Origin of the sequence: Achromobacter mucicolens, assembly GCF_902859725.1 — a bacterium.
In the GTDB taxonomy this organism is placed as follows: domain Bacteria; phylum Pseudomonadota; class Gammaproteobacteria; order Burkholderiales; family Burkholderiaceae_B; genus Achromobacter; species Achromobacter mucicolens.
The window spans coordinates 253004-271379 of record NZ_CADIJP010000008.1 but is presented as its reverse complement, the minus strand read 5'-3'; the positions used below and the strand labels follow the sequence as shown (position 1 = coordinate 271379).

Below are 18376 nucleotides of genomic sequence, written 5' to 3'. Positions count from 1 at the left end.
CCGCCACCGCGCCGGCCCCGCTGCCGGGCGCAGGCGCGCCGGGCAAGGGCGACGAGACGCCCGCCAAGCTGGACGACCTGGGTGCGCTGATTGCCACGCTGCCCACGTCCCGGCCCCCCGCGGCCGCCCCGGCGTCCCCCGCCGCCACCGCGTCCGCGCCCACGCCCATCTCCAAGGCCGCCCCCGCGGCCACGGCCTCGGCCAAGCCTGCCACCCCCGCCGCCACGGGCACGTACTACCTGCAAGCGGGCGCCTTCCGCGGCGAAAACGACGCCGAATCGCTCAAGGCGCGCATCATTCTGCTGGGCCTGCCGGTCGCGGTGCAGAAGGCGGAATTGAACGGCAAGCCCATCAATCGCGTCCGCGTCGGCCCGTTTGCCCGCCTGGACGACATGAACCGGGCGCGCGGACGCCTGGGCGAGAACAAGATCGAAACCGCCGTGGTGCGCCAATAGGGGCACGCGGCGGATCGTTTTGCATTGAACTAATCCGGCCCCGGGCCTGTCTGTAGCCTTTTATTCAGGAACCTCACCCATGCTGTCCCCCAAGCTCATCCGCATCCTGGCAGCCGCCGCGCTGACCGCCACCGCGTTCTTCAGCCCGGCCAGCCACGCGCAAGGCGCCCAGCAGTACGTGCCCATCAACCCGCCGCTGCCGTCGGACACCCCGGGCAAGGTCGAGGTCCTGGAATTCTTTGCCTATTCGTGCCCGCACTGCGCCGCCATGGAACCCATGGTGGAAGACTGGGTCAAGACCGCGCCGTCCGACGTCGTCCTCAAGCAAGTGCCGATCGCCTTCAACGCCGGCATGAAGCCGTTGCAACAGCTGTACTACACGCTGCAGGCCCTGGACCGTCCCGACCTGCACGCCAAGGTCTTCACGGCCATCCACGGCGAGCACAAGCGCCTGTTCGACAAGAAGGCCATGGGCGAGTGGATTGCGACCCAGGGCGTGGACCGCGCCAAGTTCGACTCGGTGTTCGATTCGTTCAGCGTCCAGACCCAGGTGCAGCGCGCCAACCAGCTCGCAGACGCCTACCGCATCGAAGGCACCCCGTCGTTCGCCGTGGGCGGCAAGTTCATGACCTCGCCCGTCATGGCGGGCAACAGCTACGAAGGCGCCTTGAAGCAGGTGAACGCGCTGATCCCGATGGCGCGCGCCAAGTAATCCGCGGCAAGCGCTGCAATGCAAACGCCCCGAGCCTTTCCAGGCCGGGGCGTTTTTCTTCAGGCGTCTCGCAGCCGCGCGGCTATTCCTTGACGGACGCGGCCTGCTCGAAGGCCTGCGTCAGGTCCGCAATGATGTCCTCGGGCGACTCCAGCCCGATGTGCAGACGCACGACCGGGTTCTCGCCTTCGCCCCAATAGCGGTGCTTGGACAGATCCTTGGGCGACACGAGCTGCACCAGGCTTTCGTAGCCGCCCCACGAGAAGCCGATGCCAAATAGCGTCAGCGCATCGACAAAGCGGCGCGCGGCGGCCGGTGACAGGGCCAGCTCCGCCGACAGCATGCCGTTGGAACCCGTGCAATCGCGCTTCCACAAATCGTGGCCAGGATCTTTCGGCCAGGCCGGATGGAAGAGGCGCACGGTCTCGGGACGCGCGTTCAGGAATTCGCACACCTGCATGGCGTGGCGGGCATGCTGGGCCATGCGGATGGGCATGGTGCGCACCCCGCGCAATGCCAGCCAGGCGTCATCCGCGCTGATGGAATAGCCCATCGCATACTGCGTGCGGTTCAGCTTGCGGGCGATGCCTTCGTCGTTGGTGACCACCGCGCCCAGCATCAGGTCGGAGTGCCCGCCCACATACTTGGTGCCCGCGATGACCGAGACCTGCGCGCCCAGCGTCAGTGGCCGGTAGATGTAGCCGGAACCCCAGGTGTTGTCGGTGGCCAGCACCAGCCCGTGCCGCTGCGCAACGGCGGCCATGGCGCCCATGTCCAGCATTTCGAAGAGCAGGGAACCCGGCGATTCCACGTACAGCAGCGTGGTGTTGGGCCGCACCAGCGCATCGATGTCCTCACCCGCCGCAAAGTACGAGATCTCGATGTTCATGCGCTTGAGCACGGCATCGTCCAGCTCGCGCATCGGGCCGTACACGCTGTCCGAGATCAATGCGTGGTCTCCCGCCGAGCACAGCGCCATCATGACCATGGTCATGGCCGACAGGCCGGACGACGCCAGATAGCAATGCGTGCCGCCTTCGAGCTTCGTGAAGACTTCTTCCAGCGCGGCGTGCGTGTCCATGCCCATGCGACCGTACGTCGACGCCCGGCCCCCGGCCGCCTTGCTGCGCTGCGCGTTTTCCAATGCGGCAATGTTGGCAAAGCGCACCGTGCTGGCCCGCATGGGCGGCAGCGGCACCGGCGCGGTGCCGGTCTCGGGATTGAACGGGGCGGTGCCCGCGTGCTGGAGAACCGTATCGATGTGTTTGGTAGGCATCTTGTAGAGGTGCGTCAAAGCCGGGAAAACCAAACCATATCAGGACGCGGCGGGAATTTCAGCCGATCCATTGAACCGTCTCGGACAAATCCGCGCGGCGGGTGCGGTAGCTGTTGGCCGGGTGCGCCGTGTCCTCAAACCCAAAAGAGATGCCGCAGACCACGCGCCGGCCGGGTCCGATGCCCAGCACCTCGCGCAGGACCTCGGGATACATCGCCAGCGACGCCTGGGCCACGGTTGCCACGCCGTTGGCTTGCGCGGCCAGCAGGAAATTGGCGACATAGCCGCCACAATCCATGGCGCCGTATTCGCCCAGCGCCTCGCCGGTCGTGATGATCGCGACATGTGGCGCGTCAAAGAGGGCGAAGTTGCGCATCTCTTGCCGCCGGTAGGCCTCGCGATCGCCGCGCGGCACGCCCACGGCGCCGTACAGCTGGAAACCGGATTCGCGGCGGCGGGCCAGGTATTCGTCGCGGTACTCGCGCGGAAACGGGAAATCAGGCTTGAAGCCTTCGACCTGCGCGCGGCGCTCGAGCGCCGCGCGCAGCCGCCGGGTGCCTTCGCCTTCGGTGATCGCCACCTGCCACGGCTGGCAGTTGCACCAGGACGCCGTGCGCTGCGCCAAGGTCAGGATGCGTTCGATGGTGGCGCGGGGCACGGGTTCTGGCTGAAAGGCGCGGCAGCTGTGGCGGGCCAGCAGCCAGTCCTCGAGTGCGGCATCGGCGGGCGGGTTGTTGGCGTTCTGGGGTTGGGCGGCAACGGTCATGGTCGGTCTGTCTCCTGTCCTGGTCGGCTTTGACCTTATGATGCCACTAGCCGCGCGCCACTAGCCGCGCGCCACTTGCCGTACGCCACTGGCCGCGCGTTGCTGTTCCGTCACCAAAGAGACTCCATGCTGCCCCTAGACACCCTGATCGCATTCTTTGGCATTGCCGTGCTGCTGGCGCTGACGCCGGGGCCGGACAACCTTTTCGTGCTGATGCAGTCCGCCATCTGGGGACGCAAGGCGGGCATGTTCGTGGTGCTGGGGTTGTGCACAGGACTGCTGGGTCACACGGCCGCTGTCGCAGTCGGGCTGGCTGCCGTGTTCGCCGCCTCGCCCATCGCGTTCACCGTGCTCAAGCTGGCGGGCGCGGCCTATCTGGCGTATCTGGCCTGGCAGATCCTGCGCGCCCCCGTGGAGTCCGAAGCCGGCAAGCGACCCGAACCCATGCGGCCCAGCGCGCTGTACCGCCGCGGCATCGTCATGAACCTGACCAACCCCAAGGTGCTGCTGTTCTTCTTTGCCTTCCTGCCGCAGTTCACGTCGCCGCGGCTGGGACCGGTGGGGCTGCAGACCATGCAACTGGGCGCGGTGTTCATCGTGTCGACGCTGCTGGTGTTTGGCGCGATCGCGTTCTTCTCGGGCGCATTCGGTGAATTGCTGCAGCGCTCGGTCACGGCCAAGCGCTGGCTGAACCGCATCGCTGCGCTGGTGTTCGTGGGACTGGCCGTGCGGCTGGCGACGGCGTCACGCTAGACGCTGCGCGCTGCCGCGGACCACGCGCCGCGGCACACGCGCATCCGGCCACCGTTGGCCGGATGCCCGCTTCCCGAATCAAGCCGCCTTGAACCGCACGATGCCGTCCGCATCCTGCGCACGAGTGAGCTTGCCTTCGAAGTACAGCGCATGCAGATGCGCCAGCGCCTCGCCCATCGCGAAGGTCAGCTGATGCAGGTCCAGCTTGCGCTTGAACAGCACCGGCACGATGTCAGAGGTCGATTGCGGCTGCACCGCACAGGCTTCCAGCACCTCGGCCAGCCGGTCGCGATGATGTTCGTGCTGCTGCGTGATGCGTTCATGCAGGCCCTTGAACGGGCGGCCGTGCGACGGCAGCACCAGCGTGTCGCGAGGCAGGCCGTCATAGCCGTGCAGCGAGCGCAGATACAAAGGCAGCGGATTGGCGTCGGGTTCGTAGTCGAACACGCTGACGTTGGTGGAAATGCGCGGCAGCACCATGTCGCCGGAGATCAGCACGCCAAGATCGGGCGAAAACAGCGACGCGTGTTCCGGCGCGTGCCCGTAGCCCACGATCACGCGCCAATCGCGCCCGCCGATGCGCACCTGATCGCCGTCCATGATGCGGGTGTACCGCGACGGCACGGCGGGCACCAGGTTGGGGTAGTAGTTGGCGCGCTGGCGGATCTGTTCCTGCGAGTCCGGGTCGGTCAGGCCGTGGCGCGCGAAATGCTCGACCGCCGACTGCCCGCCAGGGCCCGCCCCCGCATCGGTGCGGCGCGATGACCACAGCGACGCCACCATGTAGTCCGTCATCGTCATCCACAGCCGCGCGTTCCAGCGTTCGCACAGCCAGTGGGCAAGCCCGATGTGGTCCGGGTGCATGTGGGTGACCAGCACGCGCAGCACGGGAAGGCCGTCCAGCTCGTTCTTGAACACGTCTTCCCACAGCGTCTTCACCTCGTCGCGCGAAATGCCGCAATCGACGATGGTCCAGCCGTCCTGGCCGTCGATGTTGTCGCGCAGCAGCCAGAGGTTGATATGATCCAGCGCGAACGGCAGCGGCATCCGGATCCATTTGACGCCCTCCGCCACCGCATGCGCGCGGCCGGCCTCGGGCTGGAAATCGGCCCAGGGATACTGAAGCTTCTGCTCGTTGGGGTTCATTGCCTCTCGCTCCACGCTTGACGATCACGTCAAGTCATCATAATTTACGTTTACGTAAACTGCCACACGTCGCATGCCCTCGTCAACCTGGACCATCTCTGAGCTCGCCCGCGAGTTCGACGTCACGCCCCGCACGATCCGCTTCTACGAAGACCAGGGAATCGTCAGCCCGGCGCGCGAGGGCCGCAACCGCATCTTCGGACCGCGCGACCGCACGCGCCTGAAACTGGCCCTGCGCGGCAAGCGGCTGGGCCTGCAGCTGTCCGAGATCCTGACGCTGATCGACATGTACGACGGACCCGGCGACACCGAAGTCCAGCTACGCCAATACCTGTCCGTGCTGGAGCAGCACCGCGCCACGCTGGAGCAGCAGCGACGCGACATCGACGACACGCTGCAAGAAATCAGCGAACAGGAGCGCCAGTGCCGCGCCCTGCTGGCACAGAAGCCGTAGTCCGCATGGCAGCACTTCAAACGCTGGGCCTGTTCGTCCTGACCGCCCTGGCCGAAATCATTGGCTGCTACCTGCCTTACCTTTGGCTGCGCAAGGGGCACTCCATCTGGCTGCTGGCGCCCGCCGCGCTGAGTCTGGCGCTCTTTGCCTGGCTGCTGACGCTGCACCCGACGGCGTCGGGCCGCGTCTATGCCGCGTACGGCGGCGTCTACATCGGCATGGCGCTGCTGTGGCTGTGGGCGGTGGACGGCGTGCGGCCCAGCGCCAGCGACTGGATCGGCGTGGGCCTGTGCATCGCCGGGATGCTCGTAATCATGTTCGGGCCGCGCGGGAGCTGATCCGGGCCGCCTGACCCGCACAAGCGAAAAGCGCGCGTACCCGTAAAGGGCCGCGCGCTTTGCATTGGTGCTGGTCTTTTGACGCAGGCTGCGTCTCGGCCCATCTCCGCGCGGCGGATCGACCGCCGCCGCGCCGAAGTGCCACCACAAACCGCCGGTCACTCCGCCTTGATATTGCTTTCCTTGATGAGGCGGGCGTTGTTCGTGAACTCGGCCTGCACCTGCTTGGCAAACGCCTCGCCCGACGCCGTGCCCGGCTGCAGGAACGACTTGGCCAGCAGCTCCTGGAACTCGGCGCTGGCCACGGCCTTGGTCAAGGCGGCCTGCAAGGGCTGCGACACCGTGGGCGGCAGGTTGGCCGGCGCGAAAATGCCGAAGTTCGAGTAGTACTGCGCCTGCGGCAGCTTCAGCTCGGCCATCGTCGGCACGTCCGGCCACGCGGCCAGACGCTGAGGCGCCATCACCGCCAGCGGCTTGAGCGCGCCATTGGCCACGTGCGGCAGCACCACGTCGCTGTTGACCACCAGCAGTTCCACCACGCCGCCCAGGCCGTCGGTCAGCGCCTGGCTGTTGCCGCGGTAGGGCACGTGCAGCATCTTGGTCCCCGTCTGCGCGGTGACGGCGGCCATGCCGATGTGCGCGACCGTGCCCTGCCCGGGCGTGCCATAACGCACGCCTTCGGGATGCGCCTTGGCGTACTCGACGAGACCCGCAAAGTCCTTCACGGGCAATGCCTTGGTCGCCACGATGGCCACCGGCGCGACAGCCACGCTGGCCACCGGCGTCAGGTCCTTCATGGGGTCGTAATTGGTCTTGGCCAGATGCGGAAAGATGGTCAACGGGCTGGTCGATGCCAAGAGCAGCGTGGTGCCGTCCGGCTGCGCGCGCGCCACGTAGTCCGTGCCCACGGAAGCGCCCGCGCCGGGCTTGTTCTCCACGATGACCGTGATGTTCGCTTCCTTGCGCAGCGCGTCGCCCAGACGCCGCGCGATCGCATCGGCGCTGCCGCCGGCCGTGTAGGGCACGACCACGGTGACCGGCTTGGCCGGCCAGCTCTGCGCCATCGCGCCGCTTGCCATGATTGCCAGGGCCGCCCCCGCGGCCTTGATGAACAACGTCTTCTTTTTCATATCGTCCTGGTGATGTTGCGTAGCACTGCGTGGGTGAAACGGATTGCGGTAAAGCCCATCAGGCAAGGTAGCGTTGCGCCAGGCGAACCCAGTACGACGCCCCCGCCGGAATCAAGGAATCATTGAAGTCATAGCTGGCGTTGTGCAGCATGCAGGGGCCCAGCCCGTGGCCCGCCATGCGATGCTCGCCGTCGCCGTTGCCCAGGAACACGTAGCAGCCCGGCTTTTCCTGCAGCAGGAAGGCAAAGTCTTCCGACGCCATGGCCGGTTCTATGGTCAGCGCGCGGTCCTCGCCCACGACCTCGCGCATCACGCCCATGCAGAATTCCGTTTCGGCCACGGTGTTGACCAGCGCCGGGTAGCGGCGCTCGAAGTACACCTCGGCCTCGCAGCCGTGCGCCGCGGCGATGCTGGGCGCGATCTCCTGCATGCGCCGTTCGATCAAATCCACCACATCCGTGCTGTAGGCGCGCACCGAGCCGCCAAGCCACGCGGTGTTGGGAATCACGTTGATGACGCTTCCGCCCGCCTGAACCTGCGTGATCGACAGCACTGCCGCATCCAGCGGACGCTTGCTGCGCGTCAGGATCGTCTGCAGCGACTGGCCGATGGCAAAAAGCGCCGGCACCGGGTCGTTGCAGTCCTGCGGCGCGGCGGCGTGGCCGCCCTTGCCCTTGACCGTGATCTTGAAGCCGTTGGCCGCCGCCATCATGGGACCGGCACAGACGCCGAACGCGCCAGCCGGCAACCCCGGCCAGTTATGCATGCCAAACACGGCCTCGCACGGAAACCGCGTGAACAGGCCATCCTGAATCATGGCCCGGCCGCCCGCGCCGCCTTCTTCGGCCGGCTGAAAACACAGGTACACCGTGCCATCGAAGCCGCCCGCCGACTGCAAATGCTGCGCCGCAGCCAGCAGCATCGCGGTGTGGCCATCATGGCCGCAGCCATGCATCTTGCCCTCCTGACGCGAACGGTGCTCGAACTGGTTCTCTTCCTGCATGGGCAGCGCGTCCATGTCGGCGCGCAGCATGATCGCCCGATCCGACGTGCCCCGCTTGATCACGCCGACCACGCCCGTCTTGGCAATGCCCGTGTGCGTTTCGATGCCCCAGCCGCGCAGCGTGTCGGCCACCACCTTGGCCGTGCGGTGCTCTTCATAGCAAAGCTCCGGGTGCATGTGGATGTCACGGCGCAGCGCCACAATGTCGTCCAGGTTGGATAGTTCAAGCACAGCTGACTCCGTCGGATATTTCAGGATTAAAGGGTCGCATCAAGTATTGCCCATCGTCCCTTCTGATAAGGCCGCAACACGCTAGGGATAACCCTCATCCAATTTACGTTTACGTAAACGTAATATTTGCACTGCATCATTGCGCGGCGCCGGACGAACGGCGCATCATGGATCACTCCCGCGACGGCGGCCAAGACACGCACGCGCAGGTCCATGAATGTAAGCACCTACTATCACGGAGACACTGATGAATCTTCCCGGCCTGAACTTCGACCTGGGCGAAGACCTGGACATGCTGCGCGACGCCGTACGCAATTTCGCGCAGGCCGAGATCGCGCCGCGCGCCGCGGAAGTCGATCGCAGCGACCAATTTCCCATGGACCTGTGGCGCAAATTCGGTGACCTTGGCGTGCTGGGCATGACCGCCGACGAGGAATACGGCGGCGCCAACATGGGTTACCTGGCCCACATGGTCGTCATGGAAGAAATCTCCCGCGCCAGCGCCTCCATCGGCCTGTCGTACGGCGCGCACTCCAACCTGTGCGTGAACCAGATCGACCGCAACGGCACGGCGGCCCAGAAGGCCAAGTACCTGCCCAAGCTGATCTCCGGCGAGCACGTGGGCGCGTTGGCCATGAGCGAACCGGGCGCGGGCTCGGACGTTGTCAGCATGAAGCTGCGCGCCGACAAAAAGGGCGACCGCTACGTGCTGAACGGCACCAAGATGTGGATCACCAATGGCCCGGACGCCGACACCCTTGTCGTCTACGCCAAGACCGACCCCGAAGCCCATCAGCGCGGCATCACCGCCTTTCTGGTCGAAAAGAGCTTCAAAGGCTTTTCCGTGGCGCAGAAGCTGGACAAGCTGGGCATGCGCGGCAGCCACACCGGCGAGCTGGTGTTCCAGGACTGCGAAATCCCCGAAGAAAACGTGCTGGGCCAGGTCAACGGCGGCGTCAAGGTGCTGATGAGCGGCCTGGACTATGAACGCGCCGTGCTGTCCGGCGGCCCGCTGGGCATCATGCAGGCCGTGATGGACGTGGTGGTGCCTTACATCCACGACCGCAAACAGTTCGGCCAGGCCATCGGCGAATTCCAGCTCATCCAGGGCAAGGTCGCCGACCTGTACACCACGCTGCAAGCCAGCCGCGCCTTCTGCTACCAGGTCGGCAAGAACCTGGACAAACTGGGGTCCGACCACGTGCGCCAGGTGCGCAAGGACTGCGCCGCGCTCATCCTGTACACCGCCGAAAAGGCCACCTGGATGGCGGGCGAGGGCGTGCAGATCCTGGGCGGCAACGGCTACATCAACGAATACCCGGTCGGCCGCCTGTGGCGCGACGCCAAGCTGTACGAAATTGGCGCCGGCACCAGCGAAATCCGCCGCATGCTGATCGGCCGCGAACTCTTCAACGAAACCGCCTGATCGCCTTATCCACAGCCTTCGCCATGATCCGCACGTCCGACATCCAGCACATCGAGCAGGCGCCCGCCCCGGGCCCCTCGCCGCTGGACGTCGCGCGCCTGATCCTGGCCGGCTTTGACCGGCACTACGCGCTGTTTCGCTACAGCGCGCAGCGCGCCAAGGCGCTGTTCGAATCCGGCGACTGGCACGGCATCCAGCACCTGTCGCGTGAACGCATCGAGTACTACGACATGCGGGTGCGCGAATGCGCCACGCAACTGGAAGGCGTGCTGCGCGGGCGGCCGGAAGGCGCGGTGGGTGGAAACGGCGCGGGCAACGGTACCGGCAATGGCGCCGACACCCCGTCCCTGACCGACGCGCAGACCGCCTACTGGCAAGACATCAAGCAGGAATTCGTGGGCCTCTTGGGCGAACACCGCCAGCCCGAGTGCGCCGAGACCTTCTTCAACTCGGTGTCGTGCCGGCTGCTGCACCGCGACTACTTCCACAACGACTTCCTGTTCGTCCGGCCGGCCGTCGCCACCGACTATCTGGACAGCAGCATTCCGTCCTACCGCGTGTACTACCCGGTGACCGACGGCCTGGAAAAAAGCCTGATCCGCATGGTGGCCGACTTCGGCCTGGCGCTGCCCTTCGAAGACCTGCCGCGCGACACCCGCCTGCTGGCGCGCGCCGCCGTCTCCAAGCTGCGCGCCGTGCTGCCGCGCCACGTCGGCCGGCGCATCGCCACCGACTGCCAGATCCATGCGCTGGGCTCGCTTTTCTTTCGCAACAAGGGCGCCTACATCGTCGGCCGCCTGATCAACCAGACCACCGTCTATCCCTTTGCCATCGCGCTGACGCGCAATCCGGCGGGACAGGTGACGCTGGACGCGCTGCTGCTGGGCGCAGACGACCTGAGCACGCTGTTCAGCTTTACCCGCGCGTATTTCCTGGTGGACATGGAAACGCCCGCGGCCGTGGTCAACTTCCTGTCGAGCCTCTTGCCGCGCAAGCCCAAGGCCGAGCTCTACACCATGATCGGCCTGCAAAAACAGGGCAAGACGCTGTTCTACCGCGACTTCCTGCATCACCTGGCGCATTCGCGCGACGCCTTCGACATCGCGCCCGGCATCAAGGGCATGGTGATGTGCGTGTTCACGCTGCCGTCCTATCCGTACGTGTTCAAGCTCATCAAGGACCGCATCGACAAGGACGGCATGGATCACGCCACCGTGCGGCGCAAGTACCAGATGGTGAAGCTGCATGATCGCGTCGGCCGCATGGCCGACACCTGGGAATATTCACAGGTCGCCCTGCCGCGCGCCCGCTTTGCCCCCGCGCTGCTCGATGAACTGCGCCGGCTGGTGCCCAGCCTTATCGAGGAAACCGGCGACACCGTCGTCATCCGCCACGTCTACATCGAACGCCGGATGACGCCGCTGAACCTGTACCTGCAACAGGCGCCGGACGCGCTGCTGGATCACGCGGTGCGCGAATACGGGGACGCCATCCGCCAGCTGGCCGCGGCCAATATCTTTCCCGGCGACATGCTTTACAAGAATTTCGGCGTCACGCGCCTGGGCCGGGTCGTCTTTTATGACTACGACGAAATCCAGCGCATGACCGAAATGAACTTCCGGCGCATCCCGCCGGCCCCGAATGAAGAAGCGGAGATGGCCGCCGAACCCTGGTACGCCATCGGTCCGAACGACGTCTTCCCCGAGGAATTCGGCCGCTTCCTGCTGGGCGATGCGCGGGTGCGCGGCGCCTTCATGCGTCACCATGCCGACCTGCTGGAACCGGACTGGTGGCAGGCCTGCCGCGCCCACGTGGCGCAAGGCCGGATCGAAGAATTTTTCCCTTACGATAAGGACAGACGCTTGCGTTCAGACCGCCCGTCACACGGCAACGCGGTGTTGTAACCCAATCGCTGTCCCGACCCTCACAGGAGCAAGTCATGTCAGATCCCATCGTCATCGTTTCCGTCGCCCGCACGCCCATGGGCGGCATGCTGGGCAGCCTGTCCGGCCTGGCCGCGCACGAGCTGGGCTCGGTCGCCATCAAGGCCGCCGTCGAACGCGCCGGCATCAAGCCCGAGCAGGTCGACGAAGTCATCATGGGCAACGTGCTGCAAGCCGGCCAGGGCCAGGCGCCCGCCCGTCAGGCCGCGCTGGGCGCCGGCCTGCCGCTGGGCGTCGCGTGCACCACCATCCACAAAGTGTGCGGCTCGGGCCTGAAGGCCGCGATGTTCGGCCATGACCTGCTGGCTTCGGGTAGCGCCGAGATCGTCGTGGCCGGCGGCCAGGAAAGCATGAGCAACGCGCCGTACCTGCTGCTCAAGGGCCGCCAGGGCTACCGCTACGGCCACAACACCGTGTACGACCACATGGCGCTGGACGGCCTGGAAGACGCCTACGACAAGGGCAAGGCCATGGGCGTGTTTGCCGAAGACTGCGCCTCCAAGTATTCGTTCACGCGCGAACAGCAGGACGAATTCTCGCTGGAATCGCTGCGCCGCGCGCGCGCCGCTTCTGAAGACGGCAGCTTCAAGTGGGAAATCGCCCCCGTCACCGTCGCCGGCCGCAAGGGCGACACCGTGATCGACACCGACGAAGCGCCCACCAAGGCCATGCCGGAAAAGATCCCGACGCTCAAGCCCGCGTTCAAGAAAGACGGCACCGTCACCGCCGCAAACTCGTCGTCGATTTCCGACGGCGCCGCCGCCATGGTGCTGATGCGCGCGTCCACCGCCGAAAAGCTCGGCGTCAAACCGCTGGCCCGCATCGTCGCGCACTCGCAGCACTCGCAGGAACCCAACTGGTTCACCACCGCCCCCGTCGGCGCGCTGAAGAACCTGTTCAAGAAGACCGGCTGGACGGCCGAGGACGTGGACCTGTACGAGATCAACGAAGCCTTCGCGGTGGTCACCATGGCCGCCATGACCGACTTCAAGCTCCCGCATGACAAGGTCAACATCCACGGCGGCGCCACCGCGCTGGGTCACCCGATCGGCGCCTCCGGCGCGCGCCTGATGGCCACCCTGATCGGTGCGCTGCGCAAGACTGGCGGCAAGCGCGGCGTGGCCACGCTGTGCATCGGCGGCGGCGAAGCCGTCGCGATGGCCATCGAAATGGTCTAAGCGTCTGCCTGCTCCGGGAAGGGTTTCGTCCCTCCCCCGAGCAGGATTCCGCTGCGCCTTTCTGGCAGGGCAATCACCGCGACGGGTCGGTCGCGGGCCAGGCAGGAAAGGCGCAACGAAATCCTGATTTTCCAAATCGACAAGAATGCCCGGCCCACCGGGCAGCGAGACAACCCGCTCTTATCGAGCGCCTTCAAATTCCAATCAAGCAGGACGGGTGGTACCCCATGCCCATCATCGAATCCCGCATCAATCCGCGGTCGCAGGACTACATCGACAACGCCAGCGCCATGCAGGCGCAACTGGACGATCTGAACCAGCAACTGGCGCAGACCGCCTTGGGCGGCAGCGAATCCGCCCGCGCCAAGCACACCGCGCGCGGCAAGCTCTTGCCGCGCGACCGCGTGGAGAACCTGATCGATCCGGGCACCCCGTTCCTGGAACTGTCGCCGATGGCGGCGCATGGCATGTACGACGGCGACGCGCCCGGCGCGGGCGTCATCACCGGCATCGGCCGCGTGTCCGGCACCGAATGCGTGATCGTCTGCAACGACGCCACGGTCAAGGGCGGCACCTACTATCCGATGACCGTCAAAAAGCACCTGCGCGCGCAAGAGATCGCCGCGCAGAACCATCTGCCCTGCGTGTATCTGGTGGATTCGGGCGGCGCCAACCTGCCGCAGCAGGACGAGGTCTTTCCCGACCGCGAACACTTCGGCCGCATCTTCTACAACCAGGCGCAGATGTCGGCGCAGGGCATCGCGCAGATCGCCGTGGTGATGGGTTCGTGCACCGCCGGCGGCGCGTACGTGCCCGCCATGAGCGACGAGTCCATCATCGTGCGCAACCAGGGCACCATCTTTCTGGGCGGCCCGCCGCTGGTCAAAGCCGCCACCGGCGAAGAAGTCAGCGCCGAAGACCTGGGCGGCGGCGACGTGCACACGCGCCTGTCGGGCGTGGTGGACCACCTGGCCGCCAACGACATGCACGCGCTGCAACTGGCGCGCAACGCCGTCGCGCGCCTGAACCGCAAGAAACCGCAGCCGCTGGCCACGATCCCCGTGCGCGAACCGCGCTTCGATCCCAGCGAACTGAACGGCATCATTCCCGCCGACACCCGCAAGCCCTACGACGTGCGCGAAGTCATCGCGCGCATCGTCGACGGCTCCGAGTTCGACGAGTTCAAGGCGCGCTTCGGCCCCACGCTGGTCACCGGCTTTGCGCACATCCACGGCATGCCCGTCGGCATCGTCGCCAACAACGGCATCCTGTTCTCCGAGTCCGCACAGAAGGGCGCGCACTTCATCGAACTGTGCGCGCAGCGCAAGATCCCGCTGGTGTTCCTGCAGAACATCACCGGCTTCATGGTCGGCCGCAAGTACGAAAACGAAGGCATCGCGCGCCACGGCGCCAAGATGGTGACGGCCGTGGCCACCGCCAACGTGCCCAAGTTCACCGTCCTGATCGGCGGCTCGTTCGGCGCCGGCAACTACGGCATGTGCGGCCGCGCCTATTCGCCGCGCATGCTCTTCATGTGGCCCAACGCCCGCATCTCGGTCATGGGCGGCGAGCAGGCCGCCAGCGTGCTGGCCACCGTCAAACGCGACGGCATCGAAGCGCGCGGCGGGCAATGGTCGGCGGACGAAGAAAATGCCTTCAAGGCCCCGATCCGCGAGCAGTACGAACGCGAAGGCCATCCGTATTACGCCACCGCGCGGTTGTGGGATGACGGCATCATCGCGCCCGCCGACACGCGCCGCGTGCTGGGACTGGCGTTGTCTGCGGCGCTGAACGCGCCTATTGAAGACACCAAGTTCGGTGTCTTCAGAATGTAGAGCCCACCCCCTACGCGCTTCGCGCGCCCCCTCAAGGGGGCGGCACTGGCAGACCGGCGGAGCCGGATCCGCGGTGCCCCCGATAGGGCCGGCGCAGTCGGGGAACGATGGTTAGAAATTTAGCGGCAGTGCCCTCGCCGCACCGCTGTCAACAAACAACTTCAGCTTGGATAACGCAATGTTCGATACTGTGCTGATTGCCAACCGCGGCGAAATCGCCTGCCGCGTCGCCGCCACCGCGCGCCGCATGGGACTGCGCACCGTCGCCGTCTATTCCGACGCGGACGCCAACGCCCGCCACGTCGCCGCGTGCGACCAGGCCGTCTACATCGGCGGCTCCGAGCCGCGCGCCAGCTACCTGCGCGCCGACGCCATTCTGCAAGCCGCCCGCGACACCGGCGCCGGCGCCATCCACCCCGGCTACGGCTTCCTGTCCGAGAACGAGGCCTTCGCCCAGGCCGCCCAGGACGCCGGCATCGCCTTCGTCGGCCCGCCGGCATCGGCCATCGCCGCGATGGGCAGCAAGTCCGCCGCCAAGACCCTCATGGAAAAAGCCGGCGTGCCGCTCGTGCCCGGCTACCACGGCGACAACCAGGATCCGCAGTTCCTCAAATCGCAGGCCGACGGCATCGGCTATCCCGTGCTCATCAAGGCCAGCGCGGGCGGCGGCGGCAAAGGAATGCGCATCGTCGAATCGTCCGGCGCATTCCTGGACGCACTGGCCTCGTGCCAGCGCGAAGCCGCCTCCAGCTTCGGCGATGACCGCGTACTGATCGAACGCTACCTGCAAAAGCCGCGCCACATCGAAATCCAGGTGTTCGCCGACACGCACGGCAACTGCGTCTACCTCTTCGAGCGCGACTGCTCCGTGCAGCGCCGCCACCAAAAAGTCATCGAAGAAGCGCCCGCCCCCGGCATGACCGAAGAACGCCGCCGCGCCATGGGCGAAGCCGCCGTCGCCGCCGCGCGCGCCGTCGGCTACGTGGGCGCGGGCACGGTGGAATTCATCGCCGAGCCCGACGGCCGCTTCTACTTCATGGAAATGAACACGCGCCTGCAGGTCGAGCACCCGGTCACCGAAATGATCACCGGCCACGACCTCGTCGAATGGCAACTGCGCGTCGCCGCCGGCCAGCCGCTGCCCGCGCGCCAGGAAGACCTGCGCATCAACGGCCACGCCATCGAGGCCCGCATCTACGCCGAGAACCCCGAGAAGGGCTTTCTGCCATCCATCGGCACGCTCGCCTACCTGGGCCTGCCGCCGCACACCGCCTTTGCCAACGGCGACATCCGCGTCGACGGCGGCGTGTGCATGGGCGACACCATCACGCCGTTCTACGACCCGATGATCGCCAAGCTCATCGTGCACGGCGCCGACCGCGATCAGGCCCGCGCCCGCATGCTGCAAGCGCTGGCGCAGACGCAGGCCGTGGGCGTGCAGACCAACGTCGCGTTCCTGGCGCGGCTGATGAAAGACAGCGCCTTTGCGGCTGCTGATCTGGACACCGGCCTCATCGAGCGCCAACGCGCCACGCTGCTGCCCGACCCGCAACCTGCCGACGCCGACGCGCTGGCGCTGGCCACCGCCGCCGTGCTGGTTCGCCAAGGCCTTGCCCAACCGGGCGTGCAAGGTGCAGGCAAAGGCCCCGCCGACCCGTGGGACGCACGCGACGGCTGGCGCCTGGGCGGCCAGTATCGGCGCCAACTGCAATGGACCGACAACGGCGAAGCCCGTCACGTCACCGTCGCCCGCCAAGGCGGCGCGTGGACGCTGGACACCGGCGACGGCGCGCGCCCCTTCCTGTGGCGCTCGCACGCCAGCGCCAATCCCAACCTGGCCTACGGCCTGCGCATCACGCTGCAAGGCCATGAAAGCGCCGGCACCGTCGTCCTGCACGGCGACCGCGCCTACGTCTTCCGCGAAGACGGCTCGCACGTCCTGGAGCTGTATGACGCGCTGACGCACTCGCAGGACACGCAGGGCGAGCACGGCGCGGGTCTGGCCGCGCCCATGCCAGGCAAGATCATCTCGATTTCGGTCAAGGCGGGCGACAAGGTCGAGAAGGGCCAGCCGCTGCTCGTGATGGAAGCGATGAAGATGGAACACACCATTTCTGCCACCGCAGACGGTACGGTGGGCGAAGTGTTCTACGGCGTGGGGGATCAGGTGACCGAAGGCGCCGAGCTGGTGTCGATCGAGTAACGCCCGGTTGAGAACGTACCCGACGGCTTCCGGCGGTATCGCCGGGAGCCGTTTTGTTTTGAAAGCTCGGCCCAACGAATCGAGCCTGTCACAGACATTCGAAGCTACGGTTTGGCTGCACGCCAGACGCCCAGCGGCTACTTGGCGCACGTCGTGAAGGGCGTCAGTGCGGTTGCATTCGGTTCGCCCCGCGGGGACCGAATTGCGCGGTGCGCCAACGACCTCGGTTTAGCTATCCGTCAGCGCCCCGCGCCTAGAATCGGCGCTTCCCCCCCGCGCCACGCCCACCATGTCCGCCGCCGACACGCCCAGTCCGCTTTCCAGCTCGCCGTTCCTGCATTTCCTCTGCGGCCGCGTCGCCGCATCGCTGGCATTCCAGATCGTCTCCGTCGCCGTGGGCTGGCAGATCTACGCACTGTCCGGCAGCGCGCTCGACCTCGGCCTCATCGGCCTTGCCCAGTTCCTCCCGATGGCCGCACTCACGCTCGTCGTCGGCCACGTCGCCGACCGCTACGACCGCCGCAAGATCGTCGCCCTCTGCATGGCGCTCGAAGCGCTGGCCACGCTGGTCCTCGCCATCGCCGCGCTGCACGGCGTCGGCGGCAAGACGCTCATCTACGCCACCATCATCATCATGAGCTCGGCCCGCGCATTCGAAGCGCCGACGCTCTCCACGCTCATCCCCGCCGTCGTCCCGCGCGAATGGCTCCCTCGCGCCACCGCGATGTCCTCATCCGGCGGCCAGATCGCCCAGATCGCCGGCCCCGCGCTCGGCGGCGTCGGCTACAGCCTCGGGGCAGGGTGGATCTACTGCGTCGCCGCTGCGTTGTATCTGACGGCCTTCATCGCCATCGCCACCCTCGTCATCGAACGCGCGCCGCCGCGCAAGGAGCCTACTACCTGGCGCACGCTGTTCGGCGGCATCACCTTTATCTTCCAGCGACGGTTGCTGCTGGGCACGCTGTCGTTGGATCTGTTTGCGGTGCTGCTGGGCGGGGCGACGGCGCTGCTGCCGATCTTTGCGAAGGACATTCTCAATGCCGGGCCTTGGGCGCTTGGCGCATTGCGCGCGGCTCCGGCTTGCGGTGCGGCCTTGATGTCGCTGACGCTGGCGCGTTTGAGCCTGGGTGAGAACGTTGGCCGGCTGCTGTTCGGGTCGCTCATCGTATTCGGCCTGGCGACCACGGTGTTCGGGCTGTCGACCTCGATTCCGGTGTCGATTGCCGCCCTCGTCGTGCTGGGCGCAGCAGACGCGGTCAGCGTTGTCGTGCGGTCATCGCTGGTGCAGTTGAATACGCCCGATCACATGCTGGGGCGGGTCAGCGCGGTGAACACCTTGTTTGTCGGTGCGTCGAACCAGCTTGGGGAATTTGAGTCTGGGCTCACCGCGCAGTTGTTCGGTGCGGTCCCCGCCGTGGTGATTGGCGGGGTGGGGACGATTGCGGTCGCCGCACTTTGGATGCGGTGGTTTCCGGAGTTGAGGCGGCTTCGGACGTTGAATGGGAATGAGGTGGCGCAGACCTAGGC

The 18376-nt window shown here is 66.5% G+C and carries 16 protein-coding genes; 11 read left to right on the top strand and 5 right to left on the bottom strand.

Annotation, left to right across the window (positions count from 1 at the left end; all coding sequences use genetic code 11):
* Positions 1 to 455, top strand: a 455-nt coding sequence (locus tag HV786_RS12775; RefSeq protein ID WP_175211015.1) for an SPOR domain-containing protein, incomplete at its 5' end; no start/stop codon positions are given.
* 79 nt (positions 456 to 534) lie between these two features.
* Positions 535 to 1167 (top strand): thiol:disulfide interchange protein DsbA/DsbL, encoded by a 633-nt coding sequence (locus HV786_RS12770; RefSeq protein ID WP_056327737.1) that lies wholly within the window; start codon positions 535 to 537, stop codon positions 1165 to 1167.
* Between the two features lie 82 nt (positions 1168 to 1249).
* Here HV786_RS12770 and metC read toward each other — a convergent pair whose 3' ends face one another.
* Both metC and HV786_RS12760 read right to left on the bottom strand, forming a co-directional pair.
* The gene (gene metC / locus HV786_RS12765; RefSeq protein ID WP_128829721.1) at positions 1250 to 2443 is read right to left on the bottom strand and encodes a cystathionine beta-lyase; all 1194 of its coding nucleotides are present in this window, start codon (positions 2441 to 2443) and stop codon (positions 1250 to 1252) included.
* A gap of 58 nt (positions 2444 to 2501) precedes the next feature.
* Positions 2502 to 3209: a nitroreductase gene (locus HV786_RS12760; RefSeq protein WP_128829720.1), complete on the bottom strand. Its 708-nt coding sequence runs from the start codon at positions 3207 to 3209 to the stop codon at positions 2502 to 2504.
* A 126-nt stretch (positions 3210 to 3335) separates the two neighbouring features.
* Between HV786_RS12760 and HV786_RS12755 the strand changes: the two genes are divergently transcribed.
* Positions 3336 to 3962: a LysE family translocator gene (locus HV786_RS12755; RefSeq protein ID WP_128829719.1), complete on the top strand. Its 627-nt coding sequence runs from the start codon at positions 3336 to 3338 to the stop codon at positions 3960 to 3962.
* A gap of 78 nt (positions 3963 to 4040) precedes the next feature.
* Here the strand turns inward: HV786_RS12755 and HV786_RS12750 are convergent, their stop codons facing one another.
* Positions 4041 to 5108, bottom strand: coding sequence for an MBL fold metallo-hydrolase (locus tag HV786_RS12750; RefSeq protein ID WP_128829718.1), 1068 nt, complete (start codon positions 5106 to 5108; stop codon positions 4041 to 4043).
* 73 nt (positions 5109 to 5181) lie between these two features.
* Here HV786_RS12750 and HV786_RS12745 point away from each other — a divergent pair, with 73 nt between their 5' ends.
* Both HV786_RS12745 and HV786_RS12740 read left to right on the top strand, forming a co-directional pair.
* A complete protein-coding gene (locus tag HV786_RS12745) occupies positions 5182 to 5562 on the top strand; it encodes a MerR family transcriptional regulator (protein ID WP_056327734.1) in 381 nt (126 codons plus the stop codon).
* A gap of 5 nt (positions 5563 to 5567) precedes the next feature.
* Positions 5568 to 5900 (top strand): YnfA family protein, encoded by a 333-nt coding sequence (locus tag HV786_RS12740; protein WP_062839377.1) that lies wholly within the window; start codon positions 5568 to 5570, stop codon positions 5898 to 5900.
* A gap of 158 nt (positions 5901 to 6058) precedes the next feature.
* Here the strand turns inward: HV786_RS12740 and HV786_RS12735 are convergent, their stop codons facing one another.
* The gene (locus HV786_RS12735; protein WP_128829717.1) at positions 6059 to 7030 is read right to left on the bottom strand and encodes a Bug family tripartite tricarboxylate transporter substrate binding protein; all 972 of its coding nucleotides are present in this window, start codon (positions 7028 to 7030) and stop codon (positions 6059 to 6061) included.
* Positions 7031 to 7088: 58 nt separating this feature from the next.
* Complete coding sequence (locus HV786_RS12730) at positions 7089 to 8264, bottom strand: M20 aminoacylase family protein (RefSeq protein ID WP_128829716.1); 1176 nt, start codon at positions 8262 to 8264, stop codon at positions 7089 to 7091.
* 247 nt (positions 8265 to 8511) lie between these two features.
* On the opposite strand from HV786_RS12730, the gene HV786_RS12725 reads away from it, so the two are divergent.
* From HV786_RS12725 to HV786_RS12700, 6 genes are all read left to right on the top strand, one after another.
* Positions 8512 to 9690 (top strand): isovaleryl-CoA dehydrogenase, encoded by a 1179-nt coding sequence (locus tag HV786_RS12725; RefSeq protein ID WP_128829715.1) that lies wholly within the window; start codon positions 8512 to 8514, stop codon positions 9688 to 9690.
* Positions 9691 to 9713: 23 nt separating this feature from the next.
* A complete protein-coding gene (aceK, locus tag HV786_RS12720; protein ID WP_128829714.1) occupies positions 9714 to 11594 on the top strand; it encodes a bifunctional isocitrate dehydrogenase kinase/phosphatase in 1881 nt (626 codons plus the stop codon).
* Between the two features lie 35 nt (positions 11595 to 11629).
* On the top strand, positions 11630 to 12811 hold the full coding sequence (locus HV786_RS12715) for an acetyl-CoA C-acetyltransferase (protein ID WP_062839373.1): 1182 nt from the start codon (positions 11630 to 11632) through the stop codon (positions 12809 to 12811).
* Between the two features lie 227 nt (positions 12812 to 13038).
* The gene (locus HV786_RS12710; RefSeq protein ID WP_056327727.1) at positions 13039 to 14646 is read left to right on the top strand and encodes a carboxyl transferase domain-containing protein; all 1608 of its coding nucleotides are present in this window, start codon (positions 13039 to 13041) and stop codon (positions 14644 to 14646) included.
* 178 nt (positions 14647 to 14824) lie between these two features.
* Positions 14825 to 16849: an acetyl/propionyl/methylcrotonyl-CoA carboxylase subunit alpha gene (locus HV786_RS12705; protein ID WP_175211013.1), complete on the top strand. Its 2025-nt coding sequence runs from the start codon at positions 14825 to 14827 to the stop codon at positions 16847 to 16849.
* A 289-nt stretch (positions 16850 to 17138) separates the two neighbouring features.
* Positions 17139 to 18374, top strand: coding sequence for an MFS transporter (locus tag HV786_RS12700; protein ID WP_128829712.1), 1236 nt, complete (start codon positions 17139 to 17141; stop codon positions 18372 to 18374).
* Positions 18375 to 18376: the final 2 nt, after the last annotated feature.

What these genes read in the sequence shown, in the direction of transcription:
- HV786_RS12770 (WP_056327737.1), top strand. Translation starts at nt 535, where the DNA reads ATGCTGTCCCCCAAGCTCATCCGCATCCTGGCAGCCGCCGCGCTGACC.
- metC (WP_128829721.1), bottom strand. Translation starts at nt 2,443, where the DNA reads ATGCCTACCAAACACATCGATACGGTTCTCCAGCACGCGGGCACCGCC.
- HV786_RS12760 (WP_128829720.1), bottom strand. Translation starts at nt 3,209, where the DNA reads ATGACCGTTGCCGCCCAACCCCAGAACGCCAACAACCCGCCCGCCGAT.
- HV786_RS12755 (WP_128829719.1), top strand. Translation starts at nt 3,336, where the DNA reads ATGCTGCCCCTAGACACCCTGATCGCATTCTTTGGCATTGCCGTGCTG.
- HV786_RS12750 (WP_128829718.1), bottom strand. Translation starts at nt 5,108, where the DNA reads ATGAACCCCAACGAGCAGAAGCTTCAGTATCCCTGGGCCGATTTCCAG.
- HV786_RS12745 (WP_056327734.1), top strand. Translation starts at nt 5,182, where the DNA reads ATGCCCTCGTCAACCTGGACCATCTCTGAGCTCGCCCGCGAGTTCGAC.
- HV786_RS12740 (WP_062839377.1), top strand. Translation starts at nt 5,568, where the DNA reads ATGGCAGCACTTCAAACGCTGGGCCTGTTCGTCCTGACCGCCCTGGCC.
- HV786_RS12735 (WP_128829717.1), bottom strand. Translation starts at nt 7,030, where the DNA reads ATGAAAAAGAAGACGTTGTTCATCAAGGCCGCGGGGGCGGCCCTGGCA.
- HV786_RS12725 (WP_128829715.1), top strand. Translation starts at nt 8,512, where the DNA reads ATGAATCTTCCCGGCCTGAACTTCGACCTGGGCGAAGACCTGGACATG.
- aceK (WP_128829714.1), top strand. Translation starts at nt 9,714, where the DNA reads ATGATCCGCACGTCCGACATCCAGCACATCGAGCAGGCGCCCGCCCCG.
- HV786_RS12715 (WP_062839373.1), top strand. Translation starts at nt 11,630, where the DNA reads ATGTCAGATCCCATCGTCATCGTTTCCGTCGCCCGCACGCCCATGGGC.
- HV786_RS12710 (WP_056327727.1), top strand. Translation starts at nt 13,039, where the DNA reads ATGCCCATCATCGAATCCCGCATCAATCCGCGGTCGCAGGACTACATC.
- HV786_RS12705 (WP_175211013.1), top strand. Translation starts at nt 14,825, where the DNA reads ATGTTCGATACTGTGCTGATTGCCAACCGCGGCGAAATCGCCTGCCGC.
- HV786_RS12700 (WP_128829712.1), top strand. Translation starts at nt 17,139, where the DNA reads ATGTCCGCCGCCGACACGCCCAGTCCGCTTTCCAGCTCGCCGTTCCTG.